This window comes from Pantoea sp. S62, from assembly GCF_016658625.1.
GTDB lineage: Bacteria > Pseudomonadota > Gammaproteobacteria > Enterobacterales > Enterobacteriaceae > Pantoea > Pantoea vagans.
The window spans coordinates 272,859-296,036 of sequence record NZ_JACVVI010000002.1; the positions used below are offsets into that span (position 1 = coordinate 272,859).

General features: G+C 58.2%; 24 protein-coding genes. 22 read left to right on the plus strand and 2 right to left on the minus strand.

The window, feature by feature from the left end; all coding sequences use genetic code 11:
• Positions 1-202 precede the first annotated feature (202 nt).
• The 19 genes from IBT54_RS03790 to IBT54_RS03880 all read left to right on the plus strand — a co-directional run bounded on the left by IBT54_RS03790 (position 203) and on the right by IBT54_RS03880 (position 14,751).
• Complete coding sequence (locus IBT54_RS03790; RefSeq protein ID WP_013357398.1) at positions 203-589, plus strand: hypothetical protein; 387 nt, start codon at positions 203-205, stop codon at positions 587-589.
• Between the two features lie 229 nt (positions 590-818).
• Positions 819-1,550: a beta-ketoacyl synthase chain length factor gene (locus IBT54_RS03795; RefSeq protein ID WP_013357399.1), complete on the plus strand. Its 732-nt coding sequence runs from the start codon at positions 819-821 to the stop codon at positions 1,548-1,550.
• Positions 1,543-2,343: a 1-acyl-sn-glycerol-3-phosphate acyltransferase gene (locus IBT54_RS03800; RefSeq protein ID WP_201251595.1), complete on the plus strand. Its 801-nt coding sequence runs from the start codon at positions 1,543-1,545 to the stop codon at positions 2,341-2,343. The genes IBT54_RS03795 and IBT54_RS03800 overlap by 8 nt, the downstream gene beginning before the upstream one ends.
• Positions 2,344-2,356: 13 nt before the next feature.
• Positions 2,357-2,614, plus strand: a complete 258-nt coding sequence (locus IBT54_RS03805) for a phosphopantetheine-binding protein (protein WP_010669816.1) — start codon at positions 2,357-2,359, stop codon at positions 2,612-2,614.
• Positions 2,615-2,630: 16 nt separating this feature from the next.
• Positions 2,631-2,885 (plus strand): acyl carrier protein, encoded by a 255-nt coding sequence (locus IBT54_RS03810; RefSeq protein ID WP_013357401.1) that lies wholly within the window; start codon positions 2,631-2,633, stop codon positions 2,883-2,885.
• 6 nt (positions 2,886-2,891) lie between these two features.
• Positions 2,892-3,455: a hypothetical protein gene (locus IBT54_RS03815; RefSeq protein WP_201251596.1), complete on the plus strand. Its 564-nt coding sequence runs from the start codon at positions 2,892-2,894 to the stop codon at positions 3,453-3,455.
• Positions 3,452-4,771, plus strand: coding sequence for an AMP-binding protein (locus IBT54_RS03820; RefSeq protein WP_201251723.1), 1,320 nt, complete (start codon positions 3,452-3,454; stop codon positions 4,769-4,771). The genes IBT54_RS03815 and IBT54_RS03820 overlap by 4 nt, the downstream gene beginning before the upstream one ends.
• The gene (locus IBT54_RS03825; RefSeq protein ID WP_095707404.1) at positions 4,758-5,105 is read left to right on the plus strand and encodes a 3-hydroxyacyl-ACP dehydratase FabZ family protein; all 348 of its coding nucleotides are present in this window, start codon (positions 4,758-4,760) and stop codon (positions 5,103-5,105) included. The genes IBT54_RS03820 and IBT54_RS03825 overlap by 14 nt, the downstream gene beginning before the upstream one ends.
• Complete coding sequence (locus IBT54_RS03830) at positions 5,099-6,808, plus strand: glycosyltransferase family 2 protein (RefSeq protein WP_201251597.1); 1,710 nt, start codon at positions 5,099-5,101, stop codon at positions 6,806-6,808. The genes IBT54_RS03825 and IBT54_RS03830 overlap by 7 nt, the downstream gene beginning before the upstream one ends.
• Positions 6,801-7,214, plus strand: a complete 414-nt coding sequence (locus IBT54_RS03835; RefSeq protein ID WP_013357406.1) for a thioesterase family protein — start codon at positions 6,801-6,803, stop codon at positions 7,212-7,214. The genes IBT54_RS03830 and IBT54_RS03835 overlap by 8 nt, the downstream gene beginning before the upstream one ends.
• Positions 7,208-7,816, plus strand: a complete 609-nt coding sequence (locus tag IBT54_RS03840; RefSeq protein WP_201251598.1) for an outer membrane lipoprotein carrier protein LolA — start codon at positions 7,208-7,210, stop codon at positions 7,814-7,816. The genes IBT54_RS03835 and IBT54_RS03840 overlap by 7 nt, the downstream gene beginning before the upstream one ends.
• Positions 7,803-10,109, plus strand: coding sequence for an MMPL family transporter (locus tag IBT54_RS03845; RefSeq protein WP_013357408.1), 2,307 nt, complete (start codon positions 7,803-7,805; stop codon positions 10,107-10,109). Before IBT54_RS03840 ends, IBT54_RS03845 begins: the two co-directional genes overlap by 14 nt.
• On the plus strand, positions 10,106-10,678 hold the full coding sequence (locus tag IBT54_RS03850) for a DUF3261 domain-containing protein (protein ID WP_013357409.1): 573 nt from the start codon (positions 10,106-10,108) through the stop codon (positions 10,676-10,678). The genes IBT54_RS03845 and IBT54_RS03850 overlap by 4 nt, the downstream gene beginning before the upstream one ends.
• Entirely contained in the window at positions 10,675-11,835 is a 1,161-nt protein-coding gene (locus tag IBT54_RS03855) for a beta-ketoacyl-[acyl-carrier-protein] synthase family protein (protein WP_013357410.1), read from the plus strand. The genes IBT54_RS03850 and IBT54_RS03855 overlap by 4 nt, the downstream gene beginning before the upstream one ends.
• On the plus strand, positions 11,825-12,301 hold the full coding sequence (locus IBT54_RS03860; protein ID WP_033782599.1) for a hotdog family protein: 477 nt from the start codon (positions 11,825-11,827) through the stop codon (positions 12,299-12,301). Before IBT54_RS03855 ends, IBT54_RS03860 begins: the two co-directional genes overlap by 11 nt.
• A complete protein-coding gene (locus IBT54_RS03865) occupies positions 12,298-13,029 on the plus strand; it encodes a 3-ketoacyl-ACP reductase FabG2 (RefSeq protein ID WP_013357412.1) in 732 nt (243 codons plus the stop codon). Before IBT54_RS03860 ends, IBT54_RS03865 begins: the two co-directional genes overlap by 4 nt.
• Positions 13,026-14,261, plus strand: coding sequence for a beta-ketoacyl-ACP synthase (locus IBT54_RS03870; protein ID WP_187266171.1), 1,236 nt, complete (start codon positions 13,026-13,028; stop codon positions 14,259-14,261). Before IBT54_RS03865 ends, IBT54_RS03870 begins: the two co-directional genes overlap by 4 nt.
• 132 nt (positions 14,262-14,393) lie before the next feature.
• Positions 14,394-14,537 carry a hypothetical protein gene (locus tag IBT54_RS03875; RefSeq protein WP_010246429.1) on the plus strand — a complete coding sequence of 48 codons (144 nt, stop codon included), beginning with the start codon at positions 14,394-14,396 and terminating at the stop codon, positions 14,535-14,537.
• Between the two features lie 40 nt (positions 14,538-14,577).
• Entirely contained in the window at positions 14,578-14,751 is a 174-nt protein-coding gene (locus IBT54_RS03880; protein ID WP_013357414.1) for a hypothetical protein, read from the plus strand.
• On the opposite strand, the gene IBT54_RS03885 is transcribed toward IBT54_RS03880, so the two are convergent.
• The gene (locus IBT54_RS03885; RefSeq protein ID WP_061062140.1) at positions 14,739-15,902 is read right to left on the minus strand and encodes a hypothetical protein; all 1,164 of its coding nucleotides are present in this window, start codon (positions 15,900-15,902) and stop codon (positions 14,739-14,741) included. The two genes, IBT54_RS03880 and IBT54_RS03885, sit on opposite strands and share 13 nt — an antisense overlap.
• A 155-nt stretch (positions 15,903-16,057) precedes the next feature.
• Between IBT54_RS03885 and IBT54_RS03890 the strand changes: the two genes are divergently transcribed.
• Positions 16,058-17,518 carry a phospholipase D family protein gene (locus tag IBT54_RS03890; protein ID WP_201251599.1) on the plus strand — a complete coding sequence of 487 codons (1,461 nt, stop codon included), beginning with the start codon at positions 16,058-16,060 and terminating at the stop codon, positions 17,516-17,518.
• Between the two features lie 168 nt (positions 17,519-17,686).
• Here the strand turns inward: IBT54_RS03890 and mdoC are convergent, their stop codons facing one another.
• Positions 17,687-18,829: a glucans biosynthesis protein MdoC gene (gene mdoC / locus IBT54_RS03895; RefSeq protein WP_013357417.1), complete on the minus strand. Its 1,143-nt coding sequence runs from the start codon at positions 18,827-18,829 to the stop codon at positions 17,687-17,689.
• 268 nt (positions 18,830-19,097) lie between these two features.
• On the opposite strand from mdoC, the gene IBT54_RS03900 reads away from it, so the two are divergent.
• Together IBT54_RS03900 and mdoH are read left to right on the plus strand one after the other, a co-directional pair.
• On the plus strand, positions 19,098-20,633 hold the full coding sequence (locus tag IBT54_RS03900; protein WP_179291200.1) for a glucan biosynthesis protein G: 1,536 nt from the start codon (positions 19,098-19,100) through the stop codon (positions 20,631-20,633).
• Positions 20,626-23,178: a glucans biosynthesis glucosyltransferase MdoH gene (mdoH, locus tag IBT54_RS03905; protein ID WP_041456749.1), complete on the plus strand. Its 2,553-nt coding sequence runs from the start codon at positions 20,626-20,628 to the stop codon at positions 23,176-23,178. The genes IBT54_RS03900 and mdoH overlap by 8 nt, the downstream gene beginning before the upstream one ends.

Below are 23,178 nucleotides of genomic sequence, written 5' to 3' on the forward strand. Positions count from 1 at the left end.
GACTGCGCATCTTACCCCGCTTTAATCCCCCAAATAACCACTAAAAACCCATGCATACTTCTGCTTACCTGTCTTTACATTCGATGGTATCATGCGCGGGTTTTAAGCCAGCCAGACGGAAAAGCGCACGAAAAGTTCAGGCTGCGCACGGCAAGTTATTCACATAAATAATTGATATAAATAACAAAAGAAGGGATTCATCATGAATAAAAATACATTTTTTACATTAGTCGTCGCTGCTGTGTTATTAACCGGCTGCGCGCGTACGGCACCGATTCATAACGTGAATCAGACCCTGACTCAGCGCTACACCGATAACCAGATGAAACTGGCGATCATTGAAGCGGGCATTGGCCGTAAATGGGTGATGACGCCTGTTTCTCCTGGCGTGATCAATGGCCGTCTGGCCCAGCGTGATTTCGTGGCGACCATTCGCATTACCTATACCAGCCAGAACTACCGCATCGATTATGTCAGCAGTGAAAACCTGAAAGCGGGACAGGGTGAGATCCACAATAACTACAACCGCTGGATTGCCAATCTCGATCAGGATATTCAGTTACGACTCTCGGCCCTGGCCGCTCAGTAATGCGTGCGCTGTCGCAATGATTTGCCGACAGACGATCGGAGCATAAAGATCGCCGGCATCCGGCCGACAAATCAGATGAGCTGCTATTGCTGAACCACCAAATAAACCTCTACCGTGAATCCCCGATGCGGGATCGGCAGAGGATTTCCGGTACGCACTTTTTTGCTGAGGGCAGGGGTGACGATCCGATGAACGCCGACTCCACACGTATGACGAAAAGAGTGTTGAGATGAAACTCACTTACTCACTGGTCGACTGGCAGGCTCTGGCTCCGGGATTACACGGGCGCGAGGCCTGGCAGAACTGGGCACAACAGGGCATGGCTATCGACCCGACTGAGGTGATGGCAAAGCCGCAATTTTTACCGATGATGACAGCACGTCGTCTGAGCGGGGGCAGTCGTGCGGCAGTAGAGTGCGGGCTGGCGCTGCTGGCGCGTCAGCAGGTTGACGCGATCGTGTTTACCAGTCGTCACGGTGAACTGGAGCGTAATCTGCGTATTCTCACCACCCTGGCGGATCAGCAGGCCATGTCCCCCACGGATTTCGCCATGTCGGTTCACAACTCGGCGGTCGGCAGTCTGACCATTGCGGCAAAAGCGCCACTGGTCTCCACCTCAATTGCGGCAGGCATGGACTCTTTTCAGCAGGGGCTGATTGAAGTCAGTGCTCTGCATCAGTCGGGTTATCAGCAGGTACTGCTGGTCGATTTTGACGGTATCGTGCCTGATTATTATCTGCCGTGGCTGTCGGAACAGTGCGTGAATGTCCCCTATGCGGTGGCGCTGCTGCTGCGTGCGGGCGAAGAGCTGCACTGTACGGGCCGCGCCGGAAAAGAGGAGCGCGCAGAACCGCGGTTGCCGCAGAGCCTGCATTTTCTGCAGCAGTGGCTGGCGGAATCGACTACCTTCAGCCTGCCAGGCGAACGCCTGACATGGCACTGGGAGAGAAATCATGGCTGATTGTTCACAACCGGCGTTGTTCGCGGGCAGTCGCGTTAACTACTGCTGGCGGCTAATGATGACGGCGGTGAGTTTTACGCTATTTGGCCTTGGCGGGTTGCTGCTGTCACTGATTGGCTTCAATCTGCTGCTGCTGGTTCAGCGTGATTCGCTGCGCCGCCGTCAACTGGCCCGACGCGCTATCGCCTTCAGCTTTCGCTGCTTTCTGCGGTTCTGCCGGATAACCGGCGTCTATGACTACCGCATTGAAGGGGCAGAGCAGTTGCAACAGGATCGCGGTTGCCTGATTGTCGCTAATCATCCGTCACTGATCGACTACGTGATGATCGCCTCGGTACTACCAGAGATGGATTGTCTGGTTAAGGCCGATTTGCAAAAGAACCCCTTTATGCGTGGGGTGATCCGCGCCGCCGACTATCTGATCAATAGTGAAGCAGAGACGCTGCTGCCGGACAGTCAGCAGCGACTGGCGCGCGGCGACAACATCCTGATCTTTCCGGAAGGTACCCGTACCCGCTATGGTCAGCCGCTGACGCTGCAGCGTGGGGCCGCCAATATCGCGGTGCGTGCCGGATGCGATCTGCGCGTGGTTCACATCACCTGCAGCCAGCGGATGCTCGATAAACAGAGCCGCTGGTATCAGATTCCGCCGGTTAAACCGCTGTTTACCGTGCGAGTACAAACGCGAATCGACAGTCAGTCGTTTTGTGAAAGCAATCCCGATGCACAGCCGCTGGCCGCGCGTCGCCTGACCCGCCATTTAGAGCAGGCGCTGGTCCCCCAGAACAGGTAAGACGAAAACCGGTATGGATTCATTAATTAACGATATCAAACAGATGATTATCGACACGCTGAACCTTGAAGATCTTAGCCCCGATGATATAGAGACCGACGCGGCGCTGTTTGGCGACGGACTGGGGCTGGACTCCATTGATGCACTGGAACTTGGCCTGGCAGTGAAAAATCGCTATGGCGTGGCACTTTCTGCGGAGAGTGAAACCCTGCGTGCCCACTTCTTCTCTGTTGCGACGCTGGCAGCGTTCGTCAACCAACAGCGCGGCTGAAAGCGGAGACAACCTTATGATGAACAAACAAGAGATTTATCAGGAAGTGGCTTCGCTGCTTACCAGCCTGTTCGAAATTGCCCCTGAGGATATCCATCCTGAGGCACGGCTCTATGAAGATCTTGAACTCGACAGCATTGATGCCGTCGATATGGTGGTTCACCTGCAAAAACGTACCGGCCGTAAAATTAAGCCGGAAACCTTCCGCACGGTGCGTACCGTCCAGGACGTGGTGGATGCAGTAGAACAACTGATGCGCGAAGACGCCTGATCCCCTGTGCCTGCTGCCACTCTTCGTCTGCTCAATCTGCTTACGCTGCTGACCTGGCCACTGCTGGTCTGGCTGGCACTGACTCAGTCGCACTGGCAGGGGCTGTTCTGGCTGCTGGCGCTGCTGTTTAGTCTGCGCTGGCTGCAGCTGCGTCGTCAGCAGAATGCTATGGGCGCGGTCATGGGCTGGCTGGCGCTACTCGGCGCGCTGCTCTGTGTCAGCAGCCAGCTGTTACGCGCTCAGCATCTGCTGCTCTGGTATCCGATGGCGGTGAATCTGGCGATGCTGCTGGTGTTTGGCGCCTCACTCTGGAGTGCGATGCCGCTGGTGGAACGCATTGCCCGGCTACGTGAGCCTGAGCTGCCTGCTGCCGCGATACTTTATACCCGCCGCGTGACTCAAATATGGTGTCTGTTTTTCATCGGCAACGGCAGCATGGCGCTGTTTACTTGTCTGAATGGCGATCTGCGGCTCTGGACGCTGTGGAACGGCGGCATCAGCTATCTGCTCATCGCCGCGCTGATGGGGGCTGAATGGCTGATTCGTCAGCGCGTGAGGCGGAAAGCATGAGGGTGGCTGACTGGCTGACAGGAGATGAGCGCGAGGTCGCCTGGCGCGGCGATCAACCGCTGATGCTCAGCACGATGTATCGTCAGGTGCTGGCACTCAGCCAGCGCTTAACGGCACAGCCGGGCAGGCACTGGGCGCTCTGTTTCGATGACAGTTACCGATTTTGTGTCGCGCTACTGGCATGCTGGTACGCCGGTAAAACGCCGGTGATGCCGGGACACAGCCGTGCCGCGCTGCTGGATGAGATGGCTGATCGGCTGGATGGCGTACTGTGTGACATGCCGCTGGCGGTCAGTCTTCCGCTGCTGGCGAGTGACGACGCAGAAGCGCAGGGGCAGTTACCGCCGCTGCCGGCACGTTCAGCGCTGGTGCTCTTCACTTCGGGATCCACCGGCGCGCCGCGTCAGGTGGTGAAGTCGCTGGCGGTGATGGAGCAGGAGAGCCAGTGGCTGCGCAACCTGTGGGGCGAGCAGTTGCGAGGGTGCCGGTTCATCGCTTCGGTCAGCCATCAGCATCTCTACGGTCTATCGTTCCGGATTTTTTTGCCGATGATGCTCAGGCTGCCGTTTTCCGCCCAGCCACTGTTTTACGGTGAACAGCTGGCTCAGCTCCTGCACGACTGTCGTTATGCGTTTATCAGCAGCCCGGCCTTTTTATCGCGGCTGGACAGCGGGCTTGTCGCGCCCGCCTGTGAACTGATTGTCTCTGCCGGTGGCGCACTGCGCGGTACCGATGCGGAACGGGTGTGGCAGTGCTTTGGCTGTCCGGTCAGTGAGATCTATGGCAGCACCGAAACCGGCACGCTGGCCTGGCGTCAGTGTGATAGAACCAACGCGCCGTGGCGCTGCTTCCCGGCAGTCAGGCTGGAGCAGGTGACGCCCGATCGCTGGCAGGTCTGGTCGCCACTGATTGCGGGTGAATGCGGCCTTCCGCTTGACGATCGGTTGAATATGCAGCCGGACGGCGGATTCCAGCTGGCAGGACGTCACGATCGCATCGTAAAAATCGGCGATAAGCGCATCTCGTTAAGTGAAGTGGAGCGACGTCTGACCGACCTGCCGGAGATAGACGATGCTGCGGCGCTGGTGGTCACGCGTCATGAGCGTCAGGCGATTGGCGTCGTGTTGTCGCTGAACAGCACGCTGGACGAAGCAGCATTGCATCAGCGCAGACAGCAGTGGAAGCGCCAGCTGCAGCGCTGGCTGGAACCGCTGGCGATTCCGCGCTACTGGCGTGTTGTCGCCACCATTCCGGTCACCACCCAAAGTAAACGCGCCTGGCCGCAAATAGAGGAACTTTTCCATGTTGCCGATTGAACGCAGCCGGGAGCTGCAGGCGGACAGCGTGACGCTGACCCTGCAGATTGAAGCCGGACTGTTCTGGTTCCAGGGCCATTTCGCGACCCTGCCGATTCTGCCTGGTGTGGCACAGCTCGACTGGGTCATGCACTACGGGATATTGCTGCTTGCGCCCGGAAAACAGTTTGCCGCCATTGAAAACATAAAATTTCAGCAGCCGGTCACACCCGACTCCCTGTTACAGCTCCATCTTGACTGGGACGCTGAAAAGTCGCGTCTGAGCTTCCGTTACAGCCTGCTGAGTGACAACGGCGAGCAGAGTGCCAGCAGCGGGAAGATTGCACTGTGTTAAACACCGCATTTTCGCCCTGCGTGGTGATCCCCTGCTACAACCACGGCGCAATGATGGCGTCGGTGCTGGCGCGGCTGGCTCCCTTTAATCTGCCGGTGATCGTGGTGGATGACGGCAGCGATGCCGCCACCCAGCTTCAGCTGGCGACGCTGCACGCTCCGCAGCTCAGCCTGCTGCGGCTCGACAGTAATCAGGGCAAAGGCGCGGCAGTGATCCACGGTCTGCGGGCCGCGGCGGCACGTGGTTTCACTCATGCAGTGCAGCTCGACGCGGACGGCCAGCATCAGGCAGAAGATCTGCCGCTGATGCTGGCAGAAGCTGAACGTTATCCCGATGCGCTGATTTCCGGTCAGCCGCTGTATGACGACTCGATCCCCAAATCACGCCTTTATGGTCGCTACATCACGCATTTCTGGGTCTGGATTGAAACGCTGTCGCTGTCGATCCGCGACAGCATGTGCGGCTTCCGCGTCTATCCGCTGGCCGCGACGCTGGCGCTGTGCGATCGCCGTGCTATCGGCCAGCGCATGGATTTCGATACCGAAATTATGGTGCGACTCTACTGGCAGGGCATCCACAGTCGCTTTATCCCGACCCGCGTAACCTATCCCGCCAGCGGGCTGTCTCACTTCGATGCACTCTATGACAACCTGCGCATCTCCTGGATGCACACCCGGCTCTTCTTTGGCATGCTGCCGCGCATTCCCCGGCTGCTGACGATGCGTAAACCGCCAGCGCACTGGTCAGTGGAAACAGAACGGCGCGGACAGTGGGGATTACGCTTTATGCTGGCGGTCTATCGTTATGGCGGCCGACTGCCTTTTACGCTGCTGCTCTGGCCGGTGGTGGCGATTTACTGGCTGAGCGGTCAGCGCGCACGCACGGCCTCCCGGCAGTGGCTGGCGCAGGTGACGGCCGCCGCACAGCAGCGGCAGGTAGCGTTACCGCCCCGGCTTAACAGCTATCGCCATTTCCTGCGCTTTGCCGGGGCGATGCTGGATAAAGTGGCCAGCTGGCGCGGCGATCTGCGCTGGGGACGAGATATCGATTTTGCGCCGGGCGCGGAAGCGGTAATCCGCGCGCCTGCGGGTCAGGGCAAGCTGATTCTTGCTTCTCATCTTGGCGACATTGAAGCCTGTCGCGCCATGGCGCAGCAGGTTAGCGGGCTGGTGATTAACGCGCTGGTGTTTACCGACAACGCCCGGCGTTTTCGGGCGGTGCTGGAAACCATCGCCCCACAGGCGGGCGTCAATCTGATGCCGGTCAGCGATATCGGCCCGGAGACGGCGATCCTGCTGCAGCAGAAGCTGGATGCAGGCGAATGGGTGGCGATTGTCGGGGATCGCACGGCGGTGAATCCGCAGCGCGGTGGCGAGCGACGGGTGATCTGGAGCGACTTTCTGGGTCGTGCTGCCCCGTTTCCTCAGGGGCCGTTTGTGCTGGCGGCCGCATTGCGCTGTCCGGTGCTGCTGATGTTCGCCCTGCAGCAACAGGGTAAGCTGCGCATTCACTGTGAGCCGTATGCCGATCCGCTGCTGTTGCCACGTGCGCAGCGTCAGCAGGCGCTGCAACAGGCGGTCGATCATTACGCGGAACGGCTGGCCCATTATGCGCTGCTGGCACCGCTCGACTGGTTCAACTTTTTCGATTTCTGGACGCTGCCTGAGCAACAGGCGCACCACAAGGAGTCTGACCATGACTGAACATCATGCTGAAGTCGTGCTGACCGTCTCATTCCACGACTGCGACCCGATGGGCGTGGTCTGGCACGGTAACTATTTCCGCTTTTTCGAAGTGGCGCGCGAAGCCCTGCTGCGCAGCATTAATTACAGCTATGCCGAAATGGCCGCCAGCGGCTACGTCTGGCCGGTGGTCGATACCCGGGTCAAATATCGTCAGCCCCTGCGCTGCGAAGAGACGATTCGCGTCAGCGCACGGATTACTGAATATGAGAACCGCCTGCGCATCGACTATGAAGTGCGCAACGCTGCCGATCTGATCACGACCAAAGCACATACCCTGCAGGTAGCGGTGGAGAAGGAAAGTCAGGCGTTATGCTTTGTATCGCCCGACATTTTACTGGAACGTTTAGGAGTGAAAGGATGCTGAAAATAGTGCTTACCAGCCTGTTGCTGTGGGCCGGTGCCGCCAGTGCGGTCACACTGGATCAGCTTCAACAGCGTTTTGCCAGCCAGCCGGTGATCCGGGCAGACTTCACCCAGACGCGCACCATCGCAGGCATGCGTCAGCCGCTGGTGTCGCACGGAGAGATGCTAATCGCCCGCGAACAGGGATTGTGGTGGCATCAACAGACGCCGTTTGTGATGACCCTGCTGCTGGATGATAAACGAATGGTGCAGAGCCTCAGCGGTCAGAAGCCGCAGGTGATCACCGCCGACAGTAATCCGCAGATGTTCCAGTTCAACCATCTGCTGCGGGCGCTGTTCCAGGCCGATCAGAAGGTGCTGAATGAGAACTTCAGCGTGGTCTTCAGCGATCGTGGCAATGGCGCCTGGACGCTGGAACTGATGCCGAAAGCCGCGCCGCTCAACAAAATCTTCAACCGTATCTCGCTGGCGGGCAGCGCCTTCCTGGATAGTATCAACCTGGACGATAAGCAGGGCGATAAGACGCAGATTCAGCTCAGCAACACCCGTATTGAACCGCCACAGTTAAGCGACGAGGAGCAGGCGCGTTTTGCGGGGCCGTAATGATCGGCTGCTGGCCATTCTGTGGCTGGCCCTCTGCCTGCTGCTGGCCGCCGCGCTCGCTTTTCTGTTGCCGCGCAGTCAGCTCAACAGCAGCGTGCTGGCGCTTCTGCCGCAGCAGAATCTGGGCGCGGCACCGCCTGCGCTGCAGCAGGGCTTTATGCAGCGGCTGGATCGCCAGATGGTGTGGCTGGTTTCACCCGGTGAGCAGGACGATCCCCAGGTCGCCGCCTGGTGGCTGGCTCAGCTGCGCGCGTTGCCTGATCTGAAACAGGTGCAGGGCGATCTTGATGGACAACAGCAGCAGCAGTGGGGCCGCTTTGCCTGGCAACACCGTAACGGACTGATGGATGAGGCGACGCGCAGCCGGTTGCAGAACGGCGGCGGGGCGCAGGCGGACTGGTTACTGGCACAGCTCTTCTCGGCCTTCTCGGGCGTCAGTAGCAAAGAGTTGCAGGGCGATCCTTTGATGCTGGTGCGCGGTTCGCAGCTGGCGCTGGCGCAAAACGCCGGGCGCATGACGCTGCATGATGGCTGGCTGACCGTAAAAGATGAGCAGGACCAGCAGTGGTATTTTCTGCATGGCGAACTGGCAAATAACGCCTTCAGTATGCAGCAAAGTCATGCGCTGGTGACCCGGCTCAGCGCGCTGGAACAGCAGCTTAAAAGCCGCTGGCCGCAGGCGAAACTGCTGACGCGGGGCACGGTGCTGTTCAGCGACAACGCCAGTCAGCGTGCTCAGCATGATGTCAAAACGCTGGGCAGTGTGACGCTGGCTGGCGTCGTCCTGCTGGTGCTGCTGGTCTTCCGCTCACTGCGTCCGCTGCTGCTGACGGTGACCTCCGTGGCCATTGGCGCAATGGCGGGCACGGTGATGACGCTGCTTTGCTTCGGCGAGCTACATCTGATGACGCTGGTGATGAGCCTGAGTATTGTCGGCATTTCGGCGGATTACACGCTCTATTATCTCACCGAGCGCATGGTGCACGGCGATCAGCAGACACCGTGGCAGAGCCTGCGTAAAGTGCGCGGCACGCTGCTGCTGGCGCTCGCGACCACGGCCATTGCCTGGTTGCTGATGCTGCTGGCGCCGTTTCCGGGGCTGCGTCAGCTGGCGGTGTTTGCCGCCAGCGGCTTAACCGCCTCCTGCCTGACGGTGATTCTGATCTATCCGTGGCTGGTTCCTGGATTACCGGTGCGTCCGGTGCCGCTGATGGTGCCCCTGGCCCGCTGGCTTGCTGCCTGGCGTCGTCAGCGTGGGCTGCGTGTCGGATTACCCGTATTGATGGCCATCTTCGCCGTGTCCGGGATCGCTCAGCTAAAAGTGGATGATGACATCGCGCATCTGCAAAGTGCGCCTGCGCAGCTGCTGGAGCAGGATCGCCAGCTGGCAACCCTGACCGGCCAGCGCGCCGATCAGACCTGGTTTGTGGTCTGGGGCGACGATGCACAGCAGACGCTGCAGCGGCTGGAAAAACTGGCACCGGACCTGCACCAGGCGCAGCAGCAGGGCTGGTTGCAGCGCTATCGTCTGCTGCCGCTGTCGTCACTGGCGCAGCAACAGCAGGATCTGCAGTTGCTGCAGCAGGCCGCTCCAACGATTACGGCTCGCGTGCAGCAGGCGGGGATAGCGCTGGCCGCGCCGGATCTGACCCCGATGCCGGTGACGCCAGAGGCCTGGCTGGCGAGTCCGCTGAGTGAAGGCTGGCGACTGTTGTGGCTGACGCTGCCGGACGGGCAGAGCGGCGTTCTGATCCCCACCAGCGGCGTCAAAAACAGCGCCGCACTCGCAGAGCTGGCTAAGCAGCATCCGGGCATCAGCTGGATCGATCGCAAAGCGAGTTACGATTCGCTGTTCAGCTTCTGGCGGACGTTACTGAGCGGATTACTGGCGCTGGCACTGCTACTGATTACCCTGAGTTTTGTCGTGCGGCTGGGATTAAAGGCGGGCTTACGCAGCGCGCTGCCGTCGCTGCTGTCGCTGGCGATGGCGCTGGCCACGCTGGGCTGGATCGGTGCATCGCTCAACCTGTTCGCGCTGCTGGCGCTGATTCTGGTGCTGGGCATCGGAATTAACTACACGCTATTTTTCAGCAACCCACAGGGGACGCCGCTGACCTCGCTGCTGGCGGTATCGCTGGCGATGATAACCACCTTACTGACGCTGGGAATGCTGGTCTTCAGCAGCACCAGCGCGATTGCCAGTTTTGGCACCGTATTATGCAGCGGCATCTTCAGCGCGTTCCTGCTGTCGCCGCTGGCGATGCGACCCACCCGATCAAGGAGTAAACGATGATCCGCGCCGCCTTTATTCTGCTGACGGCTCTGCTGCTCAGCGCCTGTGCCGGCCATGCACCCGACAGCAGCCGTCCCTCTGCCTGGCTGAAACCAGGCGTGAAAGTGACGCTGCCACCGCCGGGCATCCGTCCGGCCTTCCAGCAGCAGCAGTTGCTGACCGGGCAGGTTAAAGGTCAGAGTCAGTCACTGCTGGTACTGCTCAGCGCCGATGAACAGCAAATCGATCTGGCCGGACTCTCTTCGGTGGGTATCCGCCTGTTCAGTCTGCGCTACGATGCCAGCGGTATTCACACTCAGCAGCTGATGCCGCTGCCGCACATGCCACCCGCCAGTCAGGTGCTGGCGGACATCATGCTCAGCTACTGGCCGCTGGAGGTGTGGCAAAAACAGCTGCCGCCAGGCTGGACGCTGCAGGATCAGGGGTTAAAGCGCCTGCTGATCGATGCCGATAACCAGCTGGTGACCGAAATTGATTATCTGCAACGCGGTAATCAGCGCCAGCCGATCAGCATTCAGCAGCATGCCTTTGGCTATCAGATCCGCATTCAACATCTGGACGCCTCATGATCTACATCTCTGCCATCGGCATGCTGAATGCCCTGGGTAATGACAGTCAGCATATTGCGGCCAGCCTGAAAAAAGGTGAGGCACCCGGCATGCAACTGCGTCATGGCTGGCTGAGCGGTGATCGTACCTGCTGGCTCGGCAGGGTTGACGGCGAATTGCCCCCGATCCCGGTCGCCCTGAGTGCGCACAACACCCGTAATAATCAGCTGCTGCTTGCCGCGCTGGCGCAGATCCGCCCGGCACTTGATGCGGCGATTACGCGCTATGGTGCCAGCAGAGTGGCGATTGTGCTGGGGACCAGCACCTCGGGCGTGGATGAGGGCGATCAGCAGATTTGCGGTAGCCAGCCGGATTATCACTACCAGATGCAGGAGCTGGGCGATCCTTCCCGTTTTCTGGCTCACTATCTGCATCTGCATGGCCCGGCCTATACCATTTCCACCGCCTGTTCCTCCAGTGCCCGCGCCATTATCAGCGGCCAGCGGCTGATCGCGGCAGGGCTGGTGGATGTGGCGCTGGTGGGCGGTGCGGACTCGCTGAGCCGGATGCCGATTAACGGCTTCGACAGTCTGGAATCGCTGTCGGAACGCCGCTGCGCCCCGTTCAGCCGCGATCGCGACGGCATCTCGATTGGCGAAGGGGCCGCGCTAATGCTGCTGACGCGCGAACCGCAGCCGCTGGCGCTGCTGGGCGTCGGCGAATCTTCTGACGCCTGGCACATGTCTGCGCCCCATCCGCAGGGTGAGGGCGCTGAACGGGCGATGCGCATGGCGCTGCAACAGGCGAATCTGTTGCCGCAGCAGGTGGGTTATATCAATCTGCACGGCACAGCGACGCCGCTGAACGATCAAATGGAAGCCGCCGTGATAGCGCGTCTGTCTGGCAATGCAGTGCCGTGCAGTTCGACCAAACATCTGACCGGCCATACGCTCGGTGCGGCGGGCGTATGCGAAGCCGCACTCAGTGCGCTGATCCTGCAGGAAAATCTGCCGCTGCCCGCGCAGGATTTCAGTGAGGCGGCGCAGGATGAGACACTGCCGGATTGCGGCTTGCTGTTACAGCCACAGGCGCTGCAACGGCCGGTCATCGCCTCTAATTCATTCGCCTTTGGCGGTAACAACACCTGTCTGATTCTGGGGCGGCCTGATAATGATTAACTCTCCCGCGGCGCTCTGGCTGCCGCACGCTGCACCGATGCTGCTGCTTGATCAACTGATTGCCGTCGATGATGAGCAGGTTCACTGTCAGGTATCGACCTGCGCTGGTGGCTTACTGGCACCGTTCCTGACGCCACAGGGTGAACTGCCCGCCTGGTTTGGCGTGGAGATGATGGCGCAAACTGTGGGCGTCTGGTCGGGCTGGCATGCAAAGCAGGGCGGTGCAACCCTGATCCCACCCGGTATGCTGCTGGGCGGACGCGGCTGGCGGGCAGAGCATCCCCGGTTTCCCGCTAATGTCACGCTGGATATCCGGATGACGCTGCTGATGCGCGACGACCGCATGGGCAGCTTTGAAGGCGACATTCGTTACGGCACGCAGCGGCTTGCCAGCGGCCGTCTGAATACTTATCAACCCAATGAAGCAGAGTTACAGCAATTAATGTCACAAGGAAATCAGCCATGACAGATTCAGTATTGGTCACGGGCGCCAGTAAAGGCATAGGCCGCGCAATAGCGCTGCGTCTCGCTCAGGATGGCTATCAGGTTATCGTACATTTCAACCGCGATCGCGATGGCGCTGAGCTGTGCCTGCAACAGATCGAGACTGCAGGCGGCAGTGGACGGGTGCTGGGATTTGATGTTGCTGACCGGGCGGCAACCCGCGCCGCGCTGGAGGCGGACATTGCGCAACACGGTGCCTACTATGGCGTGGTGAGCAATGCCGGTATCAGCCGTGATGCAGCCTTTCCCGCGCTGACGGATCAGGAGTGGGACAGCGTAATCCATACCAATCTCGACAGCTTTTACAACGTGATCCAGCCCTGCGTGATGCCGATGATCGGCCTGCGACGCGGTGGCCGCATTATCACGCTCTCTTCGGTATCCGGGATGATGGGCAATCGCGGCCAGGTCAACTACAGTGCGGCGAAAGCAGGCATTATTGGTGCCACCAAGGCGCTGGCGATTGAACTGGCTAAACGTAAAATCACGGTTAACTGCATCGCGCCGGGGCTGATCGACACCGGCATGGAAGGGCTGGAGCCGCAGGTGATTGAAGAGGCGATGAAGATCGTGCCGATGAAGCGCATGGGTGCGGCTGAAGAGGTCGCCGGGCTGGCGAGCTATCTGATGTCCGATATCGCCGGTTATGTGACGCGTCAGGTGATTTCGATTAATGGAGGCATGCTGTGATCCAGCGGGTCGTCGTAACCGGCATGGGCGGCGTGACCGCCTTTGGGGAGTCCTGGGCTGAGATCTCGGCACGCATCCGTGCTGGCCGCAATGCGGTACGTTTTATGCCGGAGTGGCAGGTTTATGACGGACTGCATACTCTGCTGGCCGCGCCCGTGGATGATTTTGTGCTGCCTGCGCACTACACCCGCAAGCGTATCCGCGCCATGGGCCGGGTTTCGCTGCTGGCAACGCGCGCGACCGAGCTGGCACTGACTCAGGCGGGCCTGATTGATCATCCGGTGCTGACCAGTGGAGAAACGGGTATCGCCTACGGTTCGTCGACCGGCAGCACCGGGCCGGTCAGCGAGTTCGCCACCATGCTGACGGAAAAGCACACTAACAATATTACCGGCACCACCTATGTGCAGATGATGCCGCATACCGCTGCCGTTAATGCCGGGCTGTTTTTCGGCCTGCGCGGCCGGGTGATCCCGACCTCCAGCGCCTGCACCTCTGGCAGTCAGGCGATTGGCTATGCCTGGGAAGCGATTCGTCACGGCTATCAGACGGTGATGGTGGCGGGGGGAGCCGAAGAACTCTGTCCGTCGGAAGCCGCAGTGTTCGATACGCTGTTTGCCACCAGCCAGCGTAACGACGCTCCCCACACCACGCCCGCGCCTTTTGATCAGCAGCGCGATGGTCTGGTGATTGGTGAAGGGGCAGGCACGCTGATTCTGGAGTCGCTGGAACATGCTCAGGCGCGCGGCGCCACCATTTACGCCGAGCTCACCGGTTTTCACACCAACTGTGACGCGGCCCATATCACGCAGCCGCAGCGGGAAACCATGCAGATTTGCATCGAGCGGGCATTACAGAGTGCAGGAATTACAGCGTCAGAGGTGGGCTACGTGAATGCGCACGGCACAGCCACTGAGCGCGGTGATATGGCCGAAAGTCTGGCGACTGCGGCGGTATTTGGCGAAACCACGCCCATTTCTTCATTGAAATCCTATTTTGGTCATACGCTGGGTGCCTGTGGGGCGCTGGAAGCCTGGATGAGCATTGAGATGATGCGCGAAGGGTGGTTTGCGCCAACCCTGAACCTGACACAACCCACCGCCGACGGTGGTCAGCTGGATTACATCATGGGTAAGCCTCGAGAGCTGGAGACCGACTATATCCAGAGCAACAATTTTGCCTTTGGTGGAATTAATACCTCACTGATCTTCAGGCGCTGGCGCGGCGTCTGATCTCAGGCCCGTGCTGCACTGGCACGGGCCGGTTTATCTTTCAGAAGAAAAAACCGGACGATAATCAGCCTTTGATTTACACTGTCACCCGCCGCATCACTGTCGGCGATCCCTATTTTTCACAGGATAGTTATGTCTTTGCCCTTGCCGCCCGACGATCACGATGAGCCGATTCGCCAGTCACTTGACGATGCGCACTTTGCGATAGTGGTGCTTGCGGTGACCTCGGTAACGCTTATAATCTTTGTGCTGATGATTACGCTCTGGATGAGCTGACGCAGACAGGGGATCCAACGGACTGAATAAGGAGAAGGCGATGGACTCCGGAGATGATAAATTAATCGCAATTATCGGTTTACTGGCTGCCTGCCTGATCGGGGTGACCTTCCTGTTTACGATGGTCTGGCTTACCGACGTTCGTCATCCTGCCGACCCCACGCTCGACGTTCAGTCCTGTCACCCCAAAAAGTCACCGTCTCAGCCTGTCTGATTACGCGTCGCAAACTTAATCTGCTGACTGCGCAACACCAGCGCTAACGCCTCATGCAGGTTCCGGTTGCCATTGGGATCGGCTAATCCCAGCAGCGGACCTGGCGAACGTCGGTCATCGGCCCAGGCGGGATATTCCACCACCGGATAGAGCGATATCCCCTCCACCGCAATGCCCTGATCCAGCGCCACCGCCACATTTTCACTGATCTCCTGTAGCCAGGGCGCACGTGCATCACCTTCTGCGCCGGTTTCGGCAATCAGCATCGGACGCCGGAAGCGTTGCCAGCACTGCGCCAGCAGAATATGCAGCGGCTCGCGCACCGGATCATCTTGTGACATTGGCTGATTGGGGAAAAACCAGTGGTTGTCGGGATAGTAGTTCAGGCCCAGAATATCCAGGCAATCTTCACTGCCGCCTAACTCCTTATCAACGCGGCCAGCCAGCATATCCCAGGCTTCAAACTGCGCCTGGTGATGCGCATCGGCATAAGGCTTGCTGTCCGGGTTATCAGGATGATGGGCAATCTGAACCAGCGGGTCGGTCAGCACAAAGCGTGCCTCCGGATAGACGTCGCGAATCGCATGAATCGCCGCCAGCGAGGCGCGGACCAGCTGGCGCTTCAGCTCTTTACCACGCTGTGCGGCATGGGGATTAAACCAGGCGACATCCGCACCGGCCCACGACCAGAATGAGATTTGATTCACCGGCGTAAAAAAGGGGCGCTCAATGCCCTGGTCGCGCATCAGTTGCGCCATCGCGCGGGCGAACCGGCTAAAATGATCAACAAATTCGGCTTTCCAGATATTAAGATGATCGGGATAACCAAAGTGCGCCAGCTCCCAGATGATCTCCATCTGCTGACGTCGTGCGGCGTCAACCATGGGCAGAAAGCTCTGCCAGTCATACTGACCGGGAATCTTTTCAATCAGATGCCAGCGCGCACCGTCGCGGGCGGTCAGCAGATGCTGCTCAGCCAGCGCGGCATAATCTTTTTCCAGCAGCATATCGTGTCCGCTGCTGATCACCATATCCAGACGTTTCCCTGGCGTACGGCAGGCGGTGGAGCAGGGGAAACTTCCCTGGAAAAAGCTGCGAAACAGGCTGGGATGGTAGCGCTGGCGGGCATCTGTAAGGGATTGATGAGACATATTCCTCTCCTGCCGGACAAATGCCGGTCACAGATCGTCCGGTTAAGTCTAGACTAAAAAACGCCCGTGACCGCTCACTCAATCGGAGCAGAGGTATGGCGTCAGACGCCGGGCCGGGGAATAATAAAAATAACTGCATTTTACAGGGAATTTTCATGACCGAAGCGTTTGAGCTCTCGCAGCCATCAGAACAGACCAGCTGGCTGGAAACACGGCTGGAGCCTCAGTGTCAGCGCCATCCAGGGCTGAGCGGTGTCCATCAGCTGAGCGACGGGCTGGATGCCTTTGCTGCCCGCTATCTGCTGATGCAGAAAGCGGAGCGTTCACTCGATATTCAGTATTACATCTGGCAAAACGATCTCTCTGGCCGGCTGCTGTTCAGCGCTGTACTGGAAGCAGCCCGGCGCGGCGTGAAGGTACGGCTGTTGCTGGATGACAATAATACGCCGGGTCTGGACGAGACGCTGGCCCAGCTTAATCGCCATCCCAATATTGAGGTCCGGCTGTTTAACCCATTTTCGTTTCGCACGCTGCGAGCGCTGGGCTATCTCACTGATTTTGCCCGTCTGAACCGCCGCATGCACAACAAAAGCTTTACGGTGGATGGCGTGACGACCGTGGTCGGCGGGCGCAATATCGGCGACGAATATTTCGGCACCGGTAATGAACCGCTGTTTGCCGATCTCGACGTGATGGCGATTGGCCCGGTGGTGAAAGAGGTTGCAGAGGATTTTGAGCGCTACTGGCACAGTAAGCCGGTGTCCCCGCTGCAGAAGGTGCTGGATGACGAGGCGCCGGAAGAGGACAGTGTGAGTCTGCCAGCAGAATGGCGTCACAGTGAACCGGTGCAGCGCTACCTGCAGCGGCTGGAAAATTCATCGCTGCTGCAGGAGCTGGAAGAGGGGACGCTGGCGCTGACCTGGGCAAAAGCGCGCCTGCTGAGTGACGATCCGCGTAAAGGGCTGGGTAAAGCACGCGCCAGAAGCCTGCTGCCGCAGCGGATGCTGGAGGTGATTGGCACGCCACAACAGCAGTTCGACATCATCTCGGCCTACTTTGTGCCAACCCGCGCAGGTGTCGCCCAGCTGCTGGCGCTGAAGCGCAAAGGGGTGAAAATTGCCATTCTGACCAACTCGCTGGCGGCCAACGATGTGTCGATTGTTCATGCCGGTTACGCTAAATGGCGCAAAAAGCTGCTGCGCCACGGCATTGCGCTTTATGAGCTGAAACCGCAGGCGGGCGTCCCTGAAGCCCCGCACGACCGGGGCTTAACCGGTAATTCTGGCTCCAGCCTGCATGCCAAAACCTTTTCGGTGGACCAAAAAACGTTGTTTATCGGCTCGTTTAACTTCGATCCCCGTTCAGCCGTGCTGAATACCGAGATGGGACTGGTTATCGAGAGTGCGGCGCTGGCCGGAGAAACGCATCAACGTTTCAGCCAGTCGATGCGCGATCGGGTATGGACACTGCGGCTGGATAAGTGGGGACGGGTAAACTGGCTGGAGTATCCGGATGAGCCGCAGCAGATCGTGCACAAGCACGAGCCGGGCTGCTCCTGGTGGCAACGGCTTCAGGTGCGGTTAGTGTGGCGACTGCCGATTGAGTGGCTGCTGTAAGATCCAGGATGGACCCTGCGCGGGCTCAGGGAGCATACGCCCTTCGCAAAGACGCAAAACCCGCCATCCATGGCGGGCTCAGCGCGGGCCATCCCTGGCCCGCTATGCTTTGCTACTGGCGTTTGCTCCCATCGCTTTAATTTTTTGTGCTGTCTGTATATAACACCATCAATTCCCTTGTCCGGCCTGTTTGCGCTCAAACTTCCCGGAGAACAGGAACCGCAGCAGCGGGATGCGCAGGTGAATCTCATACAGCAGAAACGCGATGCCAAACACCATCAACAGGCCAACGAAGAAGCCCAGCGTGTTATTTTCGATGCGCGGCGTGACATAAATGCCATACAGCAGCGTCAGCGGATGGTGCACCAGGTAGATAAACAGCGATGCATTGACCAGATACATGATGCGCGGTGAATGCGCGTTCAGCAGTTTGTGACCAAAGCAGAAGCAGACGTTCAGCATGCAGAGGCCCATCAGCGTCGTGATGATCGCATCCAGCTCATATAACCAGCCATCGCCGCTGCTCAGTCGCTGATTGGTACAGTAGGCGACAAACATCAACACCGCGCCAATCCACATCACCGGATTAAACCGTACAAACAGCTGCTTCAGCGGTGGATGCTTCCACGCCAGCGCCCCGAGCATAAAGAATGGCAGATAGAAAAGTGTCTGCATCACAACAATGCTGAACAAACCATCCATCAGCCAGGCGGGCTGAAACATAAACACCAGACGGCGGAACACGCACCACACCAGCGCCCACGCCAGCATGCCAGCGGTCAGTGCACCCCAGCCAACCCGCGTGTAATCAATGGTGCGATGCTGATCGCGCAACCAGCGGAACGTCACCATGCCCAGCGTAGTCAGCATCACCAGCACCACCAGGAACCACAGGTGTGAAATCAGCTCCCACATCAGGTTATTAAACTTCTGATACGGCGTGAAACGCGGCCAGTCAGCCAGTTTATCTGTCCACGCTTTCAGCATGAAAAATTGCGGCAGCGTGAGCAGCGGAACGGCGGTGAGAAGCGGTATCCCCACGCGTTCCAGTCGCACCTTCAGGAAACGGCGTGGCTGATAGCGCAGATACAGCATGTAGGAGAAATAGCCCGAGATGACAAAAAAGACCTGCATGCGAAACGCATGGATAAAATCATTCAGCAGCGTCAGCCATAACGAGGCCTCCTGGCTGTTTACTGCCCATTTCTGTGCTGAGTAGATGAGGGAAACGTGAAACGGCACCCCCAGTAACATCAGATATGCGCGGATGGAGTCGAGGAAGTATTCACGTTCAGGTTTTACAGTACTCATAAAGTTCCAGTTCGTTAGTACGTTTGGCCAGTTTCACCCTGAAACCGGATTATGCTCTGGCAGAATTCTACCTGGGATAAACCGGGTATACTATCAGTGGAATCCGTAGTGTCTAATTGTCCTAAAAGTAGCGTTAAGCCTGACGAAATGCGGGAACAATGTTGCGCATAAGCTGTCGGAAAACCGAATAATCCTTTAAGATAAACGGGTTTGATTTAAGCACACGAAAGGGGGGGATGTGCTGACTAAAGAAAAAAATAAAGCCGGACTGATGAAGGTACGCTGGATTGGTACTGCGGTTCTGCTGGCGTTGTACGCTAATAACAGTTGGGCGTTTAACATCGATGATGTTGCAAAACAAGCCAAAGCGTTGGCAGGGAAAAGCTTCGAAGCGCCTAAAAGCAATTTACCCTCTCAATTTCGTGAAATGAAATTTGCTGATTATCAGCAGATCCAGTTTAACCACGATAAAGCGTATTGGGGCAAACTGCGCACGCCATTCAAGCTGGAGTTCTATCATCAGGGTATGTACTTCGATACCCCGGTGCAGATTAACGAAGTGACCGCCAGCGCGGTGCGCGAGATTAAATACAACCCCGATTATTTTAATTTCGGTAATGTAAAACATGACGCGGATGCGGTGAAAAACCTCGGTTTTGCCGGTTTCAAAGTGCTTTACCCTCTTAACAACAAGGGTAAAAACGATGAGATCGCCAGCTTCCTGGGTGCCAGCTACTTCCGGGTAATCGGTGCCGGTCAGGTTTATGGCCTGTCGGCGCGTGGACTCGCCATCGATACGGCACTGCCGTCCGGTGAAGAGTTCCCGCGTTTCAAAGAGTTCTGGATTCAGCGTCCTAAACCACAGGACAAACAGCTGGTGATCTATGCACTGCTCGATTCGCCGCGCGCGGCGGGTGCGTATCGCTTTGTGCTGCATCCGGGTGAGGCGTCAACCGTTGATGTGCAGTCAAAAGTTTACCTGCGTGATAACGTCGGCAAACTGGGTATTGCGCCGCTGACCAGTATGTTCCTGTTTGGTCAGAATCAGCCATCCACGGTGAACAACTTCCGTCCGGCACTGCACGACTCGGACGGTCTCTCCATCCACAATGGCAACGGGGAGTGGATTTGGCGTCCGCTGAATAACCCGCGTCATCTGGCGGTGAGCACTTACACCATCGAAAATCCAAAAGGTTTTGGTCTGCTGCAGCGCGGGCGTGACTTTAACAACTATCAGGATCTTGATGACCGCTATGACCTGCGTCCAAGCGGCTGGGTTGAGCCAATCGGCGACTGGGGTAAAGGCCGGGTTGAACTGGTTGAAATCCCGACGGCAGACGAAACCAACGACAACATCGTTGCGTTCTGGACGCCAGAGACACTGCCAGAGCCTGGCAAAGAGATGAACTTCAAATACCGTCTGCATTTCTCGCGCGACGAAAACCAGCTGCACTCCGATGATACGGCCTGGGTCAAAAATACCCTCCGTTCAGCGGGTGACGTGAAGCAGTCTAATCTCGTGCGTCAGCCGGATGGCACCGTGGCTTTCACCATCGACTTCGTGGGTAAAGACATGAGTAAGATGGCGGAAAACAGCCAGGTGGCCCCGCAGGTCAGCGTCGGCAAAAATGCCGATGTGGTTGAGCAGAGCGTACGTTATAACCCGGTCACCAAAGGCTGGCGTCTGGTGTTGCGTCTGCGTGTGAAAGATACCAAGCAGTCCACCGAAATGCGTGCGGCCCTGGTAAGCGGCGACAAGACATTGACGGAAACCTGGAGCTATCAGTTACCTGCCAATGAATAAATCCACTTTTACACCTCAACGTTATGTGGAATCTCTGCCGCTGGATGCGGCAGGGAAGGCCCGCCTGAGCGTCTCATTGCAGAATGCCGGCGAGTTCCACTTCATCCATGATGCGCTGGGCAGGGATGTCGCAGCCAGTGATCGTCCCGACGATGCGCCGTTAAAATCGGTCTCATCGCGGGTCGAAATGGCCTGGCCCGATTCGCTGGCTGACGGCCAGCAGTTAGGTAAAGATTATCTCGACCGCACCACGCTGAAAGCGATGCCGAAGGTCAAACGCTCACTGATGTTCCCGGAAGCCTGGCGTACCAACCCGGTTGCCCGTGCCTGGGACTCACTGCGTGGACACAAATCGGTGCCGCGTTATGCCAATGCGGAAGAGCAGCGTGCCGAAGAGAAGTGGCGTCATGTCGGTTCGATTCGCCGCTACATCCTGCTGATCCTGACCATTTTCCAGACCGTGGTTGCCACCTGGTACATGAAGAGCATTCTGCCCTATCAGGGCTGGACGCTGCTGGACCCGATGGAGATGATCAATCAGAACTGGCAGCAGTCGGTGATGCAGATCCTGCCCTATGTGTTGCAGACCGGCATCCTGTTCCTGTTCGCTATCCTGTTCTGCTGGGTTTCAGCCGGTTTCTGGACTGCCCTGATGGGCTTCCTGCAGCTGTTGATTGGCCGTGACAAATACAGTATCTCGTATTCAACGGTCGGAGATGAGCCGCTGAATCCGGAACATCGTACCGCGCTGATTATGCCGATCTGTAATGAAGACGTTGAACGTGTCTATGCGGGTCTGCGTGCAACCTGGGAATCCGTGGTTCGCACCGGGAACGCTGAACATTTTGACGTCTACATTCTCAGCGACAGTTACGATGCGGATATCGCCATTGCCGAGCAGAAAGCCTGGATGGAACTGGTGCGGGATGTTGGCGGGGCGGGCAAGATCTTCTATCGCCGCCGTCGTCGTCGTGTGAAGCGTAAAAGCGGTAACATCGATGACTTCTGCCGTCGCTGGGGTAGCAACTACAGCTACATGGTCGTACTGGATGCCGATAGCGTCATGAGCGGTGAGTGTCTGACCGGTCTGGTGCGCATGATGGACGCGAATCCGAATGCCGGTATCATCCAGTCGTCGCCGAAAGCCTCAGGTATGGATACGCTCTATGCGCGCTGTCAGCAGTTCGCTACCCGCGTCTACGGTCCGTTGTTTACTGCCGGTCTGCACTTCTGGCAGCTGGGCGAGTCTCACTACTGGGGCCATAACGCCATTATCCGCGTGAAACCCTTTATTGAGCACTGTGCGCTGGCCCCGTTACCGGGTGAAGGCTCCTTTGCCGGTTCGATCATGTCGCATGACTTCGTTGAAGCCGCGCTGATGCGTCGTGCAGGCTGGGGCGTCTGGATTGCTTATGACCTGCCGGGCTCTTATGAAGAGCTACCACCGAACCTGCTGGATGAGCTGAAGCGTGACCGCCGCTGGTGTCATGGTAACCTGATGAACTTCCGCCTGTTCCTGGTAAAAGGGATGCACCCGGTTCACCGTGCGGTATTCCTGACCGGTGTCATGTCCTATCTGTCGGCTCCGCTGTGGTTCATGTTCCTGGCGCTCTCCACTGCCTTACAGGTGGTGCATACGCTGATGGAACCGACCTACTTCCTGCAACCCAGACAGCTGTTCCCGGTCTGGCCGCAGTGGCGTCCTGAGCTGGCGATAGCGCTGTTCTCAACCACGATGGTGCTGCTGTTCCTGCCGAAGATGCTGAGTGTGGTGTTGATCTGGTTTAAAGGATCGAAGGCCTACGGTGGTCCGCTGCGCCTGCTGGCATCACTGGTGCTGGAAACGCTGTTCTCGGTGCTGCTGGCACCGGTGCGCATGCTGTTCCATACGGTGTTCGTCGTCAGTGCTTTCCTTGGCTGGGAAGTGGTGTGGAACTCACCGCAGCGTGATGACGATGCCACTCCATGGAGCGAGGCGTTTAAACGTCACGGTTCGCAGATGGCATTAGGTCTGGTGTGGGCAACTGGTATGGGACTGCTGGATCTTAACTTCCTGTGGTGGCTGGCTCCGATTGTCTTCTCACTGATCCTGTCGCCGTTTGTTTCGGTGATGTCGAGTCGCTCAACCCTGGGGATTAAGAGCAAGAAAGCCAAATTGTTCCTGATCCCGGAAGAGTACTCGCCGCCGCAGGAGCTGGTCGATACCGATCGCTATGTGCTGCTGAACCGCGAACGCGCGCTGGAAAATGGCTTTATGCATGCCCTGTTCCATCCCGCCTTCAACGCGCTGGCAACGGCACTGGCGACATCGCGTCATAAGCAGAGTCAGTTACTGGACTATGCGCGTGACCGCCGTGTGGATCAGGCGCTGAGCGATGCTCCGGATAAACTGGGTCGTGAACAGCGTCTGCAGTTGATCAGCGATCCGGTGGTGCTGGCCCGTGTTCACACCCGACTTTGGGAAAATGCGGACAAGTATCATCAGTGGGTAGAGAGTTATCAGAAACTTAACCTCAACCCGAACGCGCTGGCAAAAAACGCGTAA